Genomic DNA, 12021 nt, shown 5'->3' on the forward strand with positions numbered 1-12021 from the left:
TTCACTCCAACGATCTAACAATTTACGTGATCTCATTTTGATCAACTTGATGCTTTTCAGAATATAAGCAGGAAATATTATTGTCAACTGTATGATTGTCAACAATCATACTTTAGTTCATTATCTTATTTCTCCATGTGACAGATTTTGCTATCTTTACAACGCCGCAGTTGTCTGCTTCGTTCTCAAAACTAGGAATTTATGTCTACTCTAAAATTAAAACCCATTCACAAAGATCGAACGCTTCGCGCAAACGTAGTCGAACAACTTCGAGAAGCCATCATCAATGGTGATTTGCGCCCTGGTACAAAATTAGTAGAGTCGCAGTTATCTAGTTTATTGGGAGTAAGTCGTGGCCCTCTTCGAGAAGCGATTCGCCAATTAGTTGATCAAGGGTTGATTGAAAGCATCCCATATACAGGGACTTACGTTGCTAAAATCACGGTGACTGCGATACAAGAGCTGTACTCTTTTCGAACAGAGCTGGAACAGTTCGCTTTCAAACTAGTATGGGAAAAACGAGATGAGAACTTTAAAGCAGAGTTAACTACACAGCTTAAAAAACTGACTGAAGCCATAAAAAATAACGACAGAGAAGCCGCAATATTCGACGAGTTAGAGCTACACAATATCGCTTACAAGTACAGTGGACATGAACTACTACAGGACACTTGGCATCGCTTACGTGGTCGATTACATTTGTACTTTACTCTGCATCAAACTGCTCACAACCGAGCAGGGCCGTTGGTTAATGCCCATGATAAATATGTTGAATTAGCATTAGGCGACGACCTTAATGCTATGCTTGAGCATATTTCTGAACATATGCAGCAAGGCTATAAAAAAGTTGAAATGCTAGTGGCTGACATTCAACAAAATACACTCTAGTATCCTCTATAATACTTGCAGCAAAAGACGAGATTTCGTCTCGGCTTTTGCTATTAAAGAGCCCTCTTATGTCCAGCGAACTGCCAATTTACCAACTGATTCCTCAGCTAAAACACCAGCTATTGCATCACCACGAAGCGATATTAGAAGCGGCTCCGGGTGCTGGTAAAACTACGGTGGTGCCAATTGCCTTAATGGATGAAGCTTGGCTAAACGGTCGTAAAATCATTATGTTAGAGCCAAGACGTTTAGCAGCAAAAGCCGCAGCAAAGCCGCAGCAAAGCGGCTTGCCGATACCTTGCAAGAGCCGCTTGGGAAACGCGTTGGTTATCGTATTCGTCATGAAGGAAAAGAAAGTGCTCAAACCCAGGTCTTGGTCGTCACCGAAGGCGTATTAACCCGTATGTTGCATGATGATCCGAGTCTAGATGACATTGCCTTGGTGATCTTCGATGAGTTCCACGAGCGCAACCTTCACTCAGATTTAGCCTTTGCTTTATGCTTGCAAGCACGCGAACTGTATCGCGACGAAGACCCACTCAAACTCTTAGTCATGTCTGCGACGCTAGACACTGAAGCGCTCGAAGCACGCCTTGGCTGCCCAACACTCACCAGTCAAGGTCGAAGCTTTCCTATCGCCACACGTTATAGCAATAAGTCACTCAAGACCTTTCAAGTCACCGATGAAGTGGTGCGTCTCACTTGCCAAGCCTTTAATGAAGAGACTGGCAGCCTGTTGGTTTTTCTACCTGGTCAAAAAGAAATTCGTCAGGCGACAAGTCAACTACAACAACGCTTAGGTCATGATCCACATTTAAGCATCCTGCCTTTATATGGCGAATTAAGCTTAAAAGAACAAGAAGCGGTAATTGAGCCAACAACAGCGCCTAATCGTAAAATTGTACTGGCCACAGCGATTGCACAAACCAGTTTAACCATTGATGGCATTCGTGTGGTGGTCGACAGCGGACTAAGTCGCGAAGCTCGCTTTGATGCCAGTACCGCGACGACTCGCCTACATACTCGCCGCGCGACTCAAGCAGAAACGACCCAACGTATGGGCCGAGCAGGACGTACAGAAGACGGTATTTGTTATCGTTGGTGGAGCGAAGGCAAGCAACATCAGCTTGCGCCTCAGGCTCAGCCGCAAATAGAAATCAGCGACCTCAGCAGTTTGGTGATGGATTTGGCGAAATGGGGTGTACAAGAACGTCTTGAATTAGATTGGATTACACCGCCACCAAACAGCCACTGGCAACAATCGATCGACTTGCTAACCAACTTACAAGCCCTAGAACAGAATCAAACATCGCAACCTTCTTTAGAGTTGAGTGATCTCGGTGAGCAAATGAGCAACCTCGGCATCGACCCCAGACTGGCTCGATTGCTTCTAGATGGCAAACAACATGGTGACAGTGATACAGCCAGCGCCATCTGCACCATACTGTCGGAAGGCGATCCCTTTGCGAATCATCATAGCGATTTGTCAGATCGATTAAATTGGTTAGCTGGTCATAATCAAGCCCAGAGCAAACGCCCAAGACAAAACTACTTAAAAGCTCAGCAACAATGGCAGAAACGTAGCCAGCAGATCAGAATCCAACATACTTCAGCCAATGATAAAAACGATATCGCCTTTTTACTGATTCGAGCCTTTGCTGATCGTATTGCTCAGCGTTCAGGTCAAGACCACGACAAGACTCGCTACAAATTGGCTAATGGACGAATGGCAAGTCTATCGTCTCTCGACCCTTGTGCGCAAAACGAGTGGCTTATCGCTCTGGATATCGGCGGACATCACGGCCAAGAAGAAGATCGTATTTTTCTAGCTTACCCAATCCAGCTTTCCATGCTGACAGATGATTTTACTGATTTATTTGTCATCAAAAATCACCTTGCTTGGTCAAAAAAAGACGCACGTCTTTTAAGCGAATCACAACGCTGGATTGGCAAGCTCTGTGTTGATAAACAAAAGCTTAGCAAGCCATCAGAAGCAGACATCAGCAAAGCCATTTGTCAGCACATTCGCCAAGACGGTCTTTCGGTTTTGCCTTGGAACGATTCCAGTGAACAACTAAGAGCGCGCCTACAATTTGCCTATATGTACGATAAACAAAACCTCTGGTCAGATTGCTCTGACGACGCCTTATTAAATGACTTAGAACAATGGCTCGGGCCGTATCTTGGCAAGGTAACCAATCAACAAGCCATGAGCAAGCTCCCGTTAAACGATATTTTGTTAAGTCGACTAGATTGGAACCAACAGCAATTTCTCAATCAAAAAGTCCCCTCGCGCATCACGGTGCCATCTGGGTCAAGTCATGCCGTTGATTACTGTGAACTACAGCCAACCCTAAGGGTTAAACTGCAAGAAATGTTTGGCTACACAAATAGCCCAACCGTGCTTAATCAAACCATACGTATCGAACTGCTTTCACCGGGACAAAGACCACTTGCCGTGACACAAGACTTGGCCTTCTTTTGGCGTGAAGCGTACCCAGAAGTGCGCAAAGAAATGCGCGGAAGATATCCAAAACATCCTTGGCCAGAAGATCCACTAAGCGCTCAAGCCACCTCGAAAACGAATCGAGCCCTAAGGTCGTCTTAATTGGTTTAGCGCTTGCTCGGTGATTTTTTGACTAAAAGGCGTATTCTTAGGATGAGTCGGCGACCACCCCATGATAAAACGATGAAAGTCCGCCCAAGCGATTGGAAATAAGTCATACCACTCTTGAGCCACAGCTTCGGCCAAATCAGGCGATTCTCCCATTGCAATCAGACAACGCGACAATTCAGAAAAGTAGCTATCCAAAAGATAGTCTAAATGCTGATTTAGCTTATCCTCACTTAGACAACTACCCAAAAAATACGCGACATCTTGGACACCAATACCACGACCAATGTATTGAAAATCAACCGCTGCGACAGCATTTAGATCTTCCGCAAAACAAAAATTAGCCAGCTTGGCATCACCATGTACTAGGGTCTGATGACGCGCCTGATTTATCACTTCATCTAAATTCTTTGCAGATTGCTTTAATGGTGAATCTAGCATCGCTTGCCACTCATCAGGGCGGGTCTGTAAATGCCAATAAGTACCTCGCTGCCATAATCCTTCCGGCCAACTAGGCTGTCGATACGACTGCAAAAATCGCGTATGGAAGCACGCTAACCAATGAAGCACAACACTAACCTCTTCTAACTCTAGAGAGGAGCAGCGGCGCGGATATCCAGCTTCGTCTAAATCTTCTAACAAGAGATACCTCTGACCTTCTTGTTGCCATGATGCAAGGTGCTTCGCCACTCGCTCGCTGTCTTGGCAACACTCAGCCCAATGCTGATACCAGTTTGCTTCCACTTGATAAGAATGCACTTTACGCTGATGAGCAAAGCTCGACTGCCAGCCTCGCGGATGCGCTTTCATCTCACCAAGCTGAATAGATTTCAGTACAACACTATTGGCGACTTCAGAGCCTTGAACTGAAAAGCGAACCACCTCGCCATAACCACTCCATAACCTTTGAATAGAATCCTGTCGAATAACTTGCGTCGCATGCAGAGCACGTTTAATAAAAATTTCAGGAGACATAAACCTTCTTCAAAATAATTTTTTACAAAAGGTAACAATTAAATAATACACTCGTCGTTTGGTCACCATTTTAGTCATGTATCTCTCACACTCACATGCTTTAATTTCGAAATAATTAACCCAATACAAAGGAACTCATTTCTTCTCATGGAATCCAACAATAAGTTATCTAATCAAAAACTTTTTAATATTGGTGTAAAACTCGTCAAATTCGCTTGGGTTGTCGAGATTCTAGCCGTCACTATTGGCTTCCTCATTTCAATTATTGTGTCTTTTTCGGTTTATGCTGAATTGAATAAAACAGACCGATCTCTTACTTTTGGCGATTATAGCAGCATACTCGTAGCCGCCTTGCCGTTTGTATTGGTAGCGGTTGTTGAAGCAGCAAAAATCCCTGTCGCCACGGCGCTCATGTACGCCAAGCATTTTTCTTGGCGCGTCTTGTTTTTTATCGGCCTCATTCTTCTAGCAACGATTACCTTTGAAACCATGCTAAACGGTTTCGAGCGTAACTTCTCAGGCTTAAATATCGCAATTGATGACAAGAAAAACGAGTCCCTTCTACTCCAAGACAAAGTCGATGTGTTGGAAGATAGAAAAAAAGAAATCAATATTATTGATCCCGAGAAGGTCGACAACAATTATCGAACCAATGTCCAATCGGCCAACAATGCCTATTACACAGCGCTCGATAAAGAACGAGATCACATTAACCAGCAAATCTCGCAACTCAATCGTGAATCAGATAACAGTAAACAATATCAAGCAGAGATAGACGAGCTTCATACTAAAGAACGCGATATTTATGAGGCATGGGATCGAGAACGTGATGAGCTACAGAAACGCCTCAGAGGATTACTCAATAATTATGTAGCTGGCACACAAAACGAAAAGCAAAAACTTCAAGCAGAGCTAGACGCTTTAAAAGAAGAGATGCAACAACAACTATCTGAAGCGGGATTCTTTACCCGCAGTCAAGTAGAAGCAAAATACCGTAAACTGATTGCTGATAAAGAAGAACGCCTTTACTCAGTAGCCGACAGATCTACTGGTAGCGGAGCACTGGATAAACAAACGCAGAGTGAGAAACAGCTACAAGATCAACTACAAGTGCTAGGGCAAGACTACCAAAAACGTATCGACTTAGGCCGCTCTCGAGTTGCTTATTTAGAAAAACAAATACTCGAACATTCTCTTGATACTGAACAAAAGCGTCAGAGTTTCCGCGCAAGCTTTGACAAAATAGCACAACAAGCAGAACAATTACGCAGCGGTTCAATAAATAGAGCAGCAAAAGAAAAAGACACTTTATTATCTGAATACGATCTAATTCAACAAGAGGTAAAAGCCATAGATAAAGAAATTTATGGTATCAACCAAGAACAAAGCTTCATAAAACACGAAATTAACCGTCTAGTAAATTCTAACCAAATTTATCGACTGGCCGCTTATGTTAGTGATAAGGAACAAGCCATCGACGTGCCTAAATCGACCGTAGGACTTGTTGCCTTAATATGGTTTTCATCTCTTGCATTTATTAGTGCCGTAACGGGTGTTTTCTTAGCCATTGCAGGAATTTATATGCAACGCATCTATGCAAAAGATGACGAACAAGATCAACCTGAAAATAGAACTGCTTCACGAAGCTCAGGCTCTATTGAAATTCAAACCTAAGTTGACTACACGCTAATTTTCTATACACATAGCCCAGCACCAAGCTGGGCTTTTTTGTGCACAAAAATAACGTTTATCCCCAAGATTATTTAACACCTCTTGTCACATGTCATTAACAAAGCGTCACACATCAAAACCAAACTGTCATTACAACATTAGATAACGGATTCGTATTGGCCGCTTTGCATGAAGCTAAACGTATACATACTAAAAATACAGAAAAATAAAATACGAAGAAACACAAGACGAATGAGTCTGAGATGAAATAGTTCTTTAGAGACAGCAGGGAGATGAGTAATTAACAACGAACTCTGAATGGTTTTCCGCTGCATCCATGCAGCATCATTCATCCTGATAGGAGACAGATCCTCCATCCTGGAGGTGTTGGCAAATCCCTTTGCCCTCTGCCTAAAAAATAATTTAGCGAAGATGGGTAGAAGATGCAAGAAAAAAATCGACAAAATTTGAGTGGAGAGAACATTTTGGACATCGAATGCATTCCGCCTTCGCGGAAATGACTGGGGCTATCTGATATTTTTTCTACAGAGACTTTCTTCCAGACGAAAAAAAAGCCCTGACAGCATGGCTATCAGGGCCTTCTTAATATAAAGCTTGACGACGACCTACTCTCACATGGGATCTCCCACACTACCATCGGCGATGGCGCTTTTCACTTCTGAGTTCGGGATGGGATCAGGTGGTTCAACGCCTCTATGATCGTCAAGCAATTCGTTTTGCGTTTGTTTTGAGGTGCACTGTGTTGTGCGCTGACTTTTTATCGTTAGCTTGTCTCAAAACACGCGAATACGTGCTTGGATCTTTAACAATTCTGTTTTGAAATAACGTGTATCAAGTATTAAACCGGATCGTATTATGTGTCTTTGTCATTTTGATGATCTTGAGCTTTCACTCTTCTCATCACGACCTCCATGGATGGAGGAAGTGCTGGGATTGTCAGGAACAATCTCCAGTAAAACCACTTTGGTGTTATATGGTCAAGCCTCACGAGCAATTAGTATTGGTTAGCTCAATGCCTCACAGCACTTACACACCCAACCTATCAACGTCCTAGTCTCGAACGGCTCTTTAGGGAACTTAAGTTCCAGTGAGATCTTATCTTAAGGGAGGCTTCCCGCTTAGATGCTTTCAGCGGTTATCCCGTCCGAACATAGCTACCCGGCAATGCCACTGGCGTGACAACCGGAACACCAGAGGTTCGTCCACTCCGGTCCTCTCGTACTAGGAGCAGCTCCTCTCAAATCTCAAACGTCCACGGCAGATAGGGACCGAACTGTCTCACGACGTTCTAAACCCAGCTCGCGTACCACTTTAAATGGCGAACAGCCATACCCTTGGGACCGGCTTCAGCCCCAGGATGTGATGAGCCGACATCGAGGTGCCAAACACCGCCGTCGATGTGAACTCTTGGGCGGTATCAGCCTGTTATCCCCGGAGTACCTTTTATCCGTTGAGCGATGGCCCTTCCATACAGAACCACCGGATCACTAAGACCTACTTTCGTACCTGCTCGACGTGTCTGTCTCGCAGTTAAGCGTGCTTTTGCCTTTACACTCTATGCATGATTTCCGACCATGCTGAGCACACCTTCGTGCTCCTCCGTTACTCTTTGGGAGGAGACCGCCCCAGTCAAACTACCCACCACACAGTGTCCTCGATCCCGATTAGGGACCTGAGTTAGAACCTCAAACATACCAGGGTGGTATTTCAAGAGTGGCTCCACGCAAACTAGCGTCTGCGCTTCAAAGCCTCCCACCTATCCTACACAAGTAGGTTCAAAGTTCACTGTGAAGCTATAGTAAAGGTTCACGGGGTCTTTCCGTCTAGCCGCGGATACACAGCATCTTCACTGCGATTTCAATTTCACTGAGTCTCGGGTGGAGACAGTGTGGCCATCGTTACGCCATTCGTGCAGGTCGGAACTTACCCGACAAGGAATTTCGCTACCTTAGGACCGTTATAGTTACGGCCGCCGTTTACTTGGGCTTCGATCAAGAGCTTCGCTTGCGCTAACCCCATCAATTAACCTTCAAGCACCGGGCAGGCGTCACACCCTATACGTCCACTTTCGTGTTTGCAGAGTGCTGTGTTTTTAATAAACAGTCGCAGCCACCTGGTATCTTCGACCGACTAGTGCTTACGGAGCAAGTCCTTCACACCGGCCGGCGTACCTTCTCCCGAAGTTACGGTACCATTTTGCCTAGTTCCTTCACCCGAGTTCTCTCAAGCGCCTTGGTATTCTCTACCTGACCACCTGTGTCGGTTTGGGGTACGGTTCCTGCATATCTGAAGCTTAGAAGTTTTTCCTGGAAGCATGGCATCAACCACTTCGCCCAAAAGAGGGCTCGTCATCAGTTCTCGGTCTTAAAAGGGCCCGGATTTGCCTAAGCCCTAAACCTACCGCCTTAAACACAGACAACCATCGCCGTGCTGGCCTAGCCTTCTCCGTCTCTCCATCGCAATATGCACGAGTACAGGAATATTAACCTGTTTCCCATCGACTACGCATTTCTGCCTCGCCTTAGGGGCCGACTCACCCTGCCCTGATTAACATGGGACAGGAAACCTTGGTCTTCCGGCGGGGGAGTTTTTCACTCCCCTTATCGTTACTCATGTCAACATTCGCACTTCTGATACCTCCAGCCTGCCTTACAGCTTGACCTTCAACGGCTTACAGAACGCTCCTCTACCATGCCTAGTAAACTAAGCATCCGTAGCTTCGGTGACCAGTTTGAGCCCCGTTATATCTTCCGCGCAGGCCGACTCGACTAGTGAGCTATTACGCTTTCTTTAAAGGATGGCTGCTTCTAAGCCAACCTCCTAGCTGTCTAAGCCTTCCCACATCGTTTCCCACTTAACTGGTACTTTGGGACCTTAGCTGACGGTCTGGGTTGTTTCCCTTTCCACGACGGACGTTAGCACCCGCCGTGTGTCTCCCGTAATTGCACTCATTGGTATTCGGAGTTTGCATGGGGTTGGTAAGTCGGGATGACCCCCTAGCCCAAACAGTGCTCTACCCCCAATGGTGAGATACGAGGCGCTACCTAAATAGCTTTCGAGGAGAACCAGCTATCTCCGAGCTTGATTAGCCTTTCACTCCTATCCACAAGTCATCCCCAGCCTTTTCAACGGATGTGGGTTCGGTCCTCCAGTTGATGTTACTCAACCTTCAACCTGCTCATGGATAGATCGCCCGGTTTCGGGTCTATTCCCAGCAACTAAACGCCCTATTAAGACTCGGTTTCCCTACGGCTCCACTACATGCTTAACCTTGCTACTGAAAATAAGTCGTTGACCCATTATACAAAAGGTACGCAGTCACGGAACAAGTCCGCTCCCACTGCTTGTACGTACACGGTTTCAGGATCTATTTCACTCCCCTCACAGGGGTTCTTTTCGCCTTTCCCTCACGGTACTGGTTCACTATCGGTCAGTCAGGAGTATTTAGCCTTGGAGGATGGTCCCCCCATATTCAGACAGGATAACACGTGTCCCGTCCTACTCGTTTTCATGATTAGGGTGTTTTCGTATACGGGGCTATCACCCTCTATCGCGGCACTTTCCAGAGCCTTCTACTAACACCAAAACCACTTAAGGGCTAATCCCCTTTCGCTCGCCGCTACTTAGGGAATCTCGGTTGATTTCTTTTCCTCCGGGTACTTAGATGTTTCAGTTCCCCGGGTTCGCCTCCACACAGCTATGTATTCACTGTGGGATACTCTACAAGTAGAGTGGGTTTCCCCATTCGGACATGTTCGGATCAAAGCCTGTTTATCGACTCCCCGAACCTTTTCGCAGATTACCACGTCCTTCATCGCCTCTGACTGCCAAGGCATCCACCGTGCACGCTTGGTCACTTGACCATATAACCCAAAATAGTTTCCACTCAAAAGAGTGTAATATTAAGAATCACATACCAAAGGGCTTTTGTACCCCTCTGGATTTACGATAATAGAAGTCACTAAGCTGTTATCCTTAAAGAATAAGAGCAAGTAAACTTCCACCGGTTTAACGCTTGATTCATCGTTATTTCAAAATTCGAATTGTTAAAGAGCAAGTTTAGTGCAAAGCACTAAGTCAGATGCTTGATGGTTAAACCATTCAAACCTCTTGCTTAGAACTCTGTGCTAATGCTTTTAAGATAGGTATCAGATAATTTGTGTGAACGCTCACCAGAGGTTTCTATCGTTTAAGGAGGTGATCCAGCCCCAGGTTCCCCTAGGGCTACCTTGTTACGACTTCACCCCAGTCATTGACCACTCCGTGGTAACCGCCATCCCCGAAGGGTTAAGCTAGCTACTTCTGGAGCAATCAACTCCCATGGTGTGACGGGCGGTGTGTACAAGGCCCGGGAACGTATTCACCGTGGCATTCTGATCCACGATTACTAGCGATTCCGACTTCATGGAGTCGAGTTGCAGACTCCAATCCGGACTACGACGTACTTTCTGGGATTCGCTCACTATCGCTAGCTCGCAGCCCTCTGTATACGCCATTGTAGCACGTGTGTAGCCCTACTCGTAAGGGCCATGATGACTTGACGTCGTCCCCACCTTCCTCCGGTTTGTCACCGGCAGTCTCCTTAAAGTTCCCACCCGAAGTGCTGGCAAATAAGGATAAGGGTTGCGCTCGTTACGGGACTTAACCCAACATTTCACAACACGAGCTGACGACAGCCATGCAGCACCTGTCTCAGTGTTCCCGAAGGCACTCCAAAATCTCTTCTGGATTCACTGGATGTCAAGAGTAGGTAAGGTTCTTCGCGTTGCGTCGAATTAAACCACATGCTCCACCGCTTGTGCGGGCCCCCGTCAATTCATTTGAGTTTTAACCTTGCGGCCGTACTCCCCAGGCGGTCTACTTATTGCGTTAGCTGCGCCACTAAGTCATTACAACCCAACGGCTAGTAGACATCGTTTACGGCGTGGACTACCAGGGTATCTAATCCTGTTTGCTCCCCACGCTTTCGCACCTCAGTGTCAGTATTAGTCCAGGGTGTCGCCTTCGCCACTGATGTTCCTTCCTATATCTACGCATTTCACCGCTACACAGGAAATTCCACACCCCTCTACCATACTCTAGCCTGCCAGTATCGGGTGCAATTCCAAGGTTGAGCCCTGGGATTTCACATCCGACTTAACAAACCACCTACGCGCGCTTTACGCCCAGTAATTCCGATTAACGCTTGCACCCTCTGTATTACCGCGGCTGCTGGCACAGAGTTAGCCGGTGCTTCTTCTGGGGCTAACGTCAAGATAACTAGGTATTAACTAGCTACCCTTCCTCACCCCTGAAAGTGCTTTACAACCCTAAGGCCTTCTTCACACACGCGGCATGGCTGGATCAGGCTTGCGCCCATTGTCCAATATTCCCCACTGCTGCCTCCCGTAGGAGTCTGGGCCGTGTCTCAGTCCCAGTGTGACTGGCCATCCTCTCAGACCAGTTAAAGATCGTCGCCTTGGTAGGCCTTTACCCTACCAACTAGCTAATCTTACGCAGGCTCATCTAATAGCGGAAGGCTCCGAAGAGTCCCCTCCTTTCCCCCTTAGGGCGTATGCGGTATTAGCATGCGTTTCCACATGTTGTCCCCCTCTACTAGGCAGATTCCTACGCGTTACTCACCCGTCCGCCGCTCGTCAGCAGGAGCAAGCTCCCCTGTTACCGCTCGACTTGCATGTGTTAAGCCTGCCGCCAGCGTTCAATCTGAGCCATGATCAAACTCTTCAGTTTAATTTTTAAACTCATACTTAAAAGTAAAAGTTTGCCTGCTCAAAATCTATTACACTAACAATAACTTAATCATTTCATCACCCCGAAAGATAACAAAACAACATAAAGCGAATTGACGTGTT

Annotated in this window: 5 protein-coding genes and 3 rRNA genes; 4 read left to right on the forward strand and 4 right to left on the reverse strand. The window is 46.2% G+C overall.

Features of this window, described 5'->3' with window-relative positions:
• Positions 1 to 201: 201 nt before the first annotated feature.
• The 3 genes from ACO05V_RS01325 to hrpB all read left to right on the forward strand — a co-directional run bounded on the left by ACO05V_RS01325 (position 202) and on the right by hrpB (position 3496).
• The gene (locus tag ACO05V_RS01325; RefSeq protein ID WP_421846784.1) at positions 202 to 888 is read left to right on the forward strand and encodes a GntR family transcriptional regulator; all 687 of its coding nucleotides are present in this window, start codon (positions 202 to 204) and stop codon (positions 886 to 888) included.
• 68 nt (positions 889 to 956) lie between these two features.
• The gene (locus tag ACO05V_RS01330; RefSeq protein WP_421846786.1) at positions 957 to 1286 is read left to right on the forward strand and encodes a hypothetical protein; all 330 of its coding nucleotides are present in this window, start codon (positions 957 to 959) and stop codon (positions 1284 to 1286) included.
• Positions 1187 to 3496, forward strand: coding sequence for an ATP-dependent helicase HrpB (gene hrpB, locus ACO05V_RS01335; protein WP_421846788.1), 2310 nt, complete (start codon positions 1187 to 1189; stop codon positions 3494 to 3496). The genes ACO05V_RS01330 and hrpB overlap by 100 nt, the downstream gene beginning before the upstream one ends.
• On the opposite strand, the gene ACO05V_RS01340 is transcribed toward hrpB, so the two are convergent.
• On the reverse strand, positions 3482 to 4477 hold the full coding sequence (locus ACO05V_RS01340) for an oxidoreductase family protein (protein WP_421846790.1): 996 nt from the start codon (positions 4475 to 4477) through the stop codon (positions 3482 to 3484). The two genes, hrpB and ACO05V_RS01340, sit on opposite strands and share 15 nt — an antisense overlap.
• A 147-nt stretch (positions 4478 to 4624) precedes the next feature.
• Here ACO05V_RS01340 and ACO05V_RS01345 point away from each other — a divergent pair, with 147 nt between their 5' ends.
• The gene (locus ACO05V_RS01345; RefSeq protein ID WP_421846792.1) at positions 4625 to 6151 is read left to right on the forward strand and encodes a hypothetical protein; all 1527 of its coding nucleotides are present in this window, start codon (positions 4625 to 4627) and stop codon (positions 6149 to 6151) included.
• Positions 6152 to 6761: 610 nt separating this feature from the next.
• On the opposite strand, the gene rrf is transcribed toward ACO05V_RS01345, so the two are convergent.
• The 3 genes from rrf to ACO05V_RS01360 all read right to left on the reverse strand — a co-directional run bounded on the left by rrf (position 6762) and on the right by ACO05V_RS01360 (position 11899).
• Positions 6762 to 6876 (reverse strand): 5S ribosomal RNA (gene rrf / locus ACO05V_RS01350).
• A gap of 266 nt (positions 6877 to 7142) precedes the next feature.
• Positions 7143 to 10032: ribosomal RNA gene (locus tag ACO05V_RS01355) — 23S ribosomal RNA — on the reverse strand.
• Between the two features lie 327 nt (positions 10033 to 10359).
• A 16S ribosomal RNA gene (locus ACO05V_RS01360) occupies positions 10360 to 11899 on the reverse strand.
• The 16S, 23S and 5S rRNA genes sit together here, the layout of an rRNA operon.
• Between the last annotated feature and the right edge of the window lie 122 nt (positions 11900 to 12021).

Source organism: Marinomonas sp., from assembly GCF_965225885.1.
Classification (GTDB): domain Bacteria; phylum Pseudomonadota; class Gammaproteobacteria; order Pseudomonadales; family Marinomonadaceae; genus Marinomonas.

Coding starts and splice junctions, on each gene's coding strand:
- ACO05V_RS01325 (WP_421846784.1), top strand. CDS start 202: ATGTCTACTCTAAAATTAAAACCCATTCACAAAGATCGAACGCTTCGC.
- ACO05V_RS01330 (WP_421846786.1), top strand. CDS start 957: ATGTCCAGCGAACTGCCAATTTACCAACTGATTCCTCAGCTAAAACAC.
- ACO05V_RS01340 (WP_421846790.1), bottom strand. CDS start 4,477: ATGTCTCCTGAAATTTTTATTAAACGTGCTCTGCATGCGACGCAAGTT.
- ACO05V_RS01345 (WP_421846792.1), top strand. CDS start 4,625: ATGGAATCCAACAATAAGTTATCTAATCAAAAACTTTTTAATATTGGT.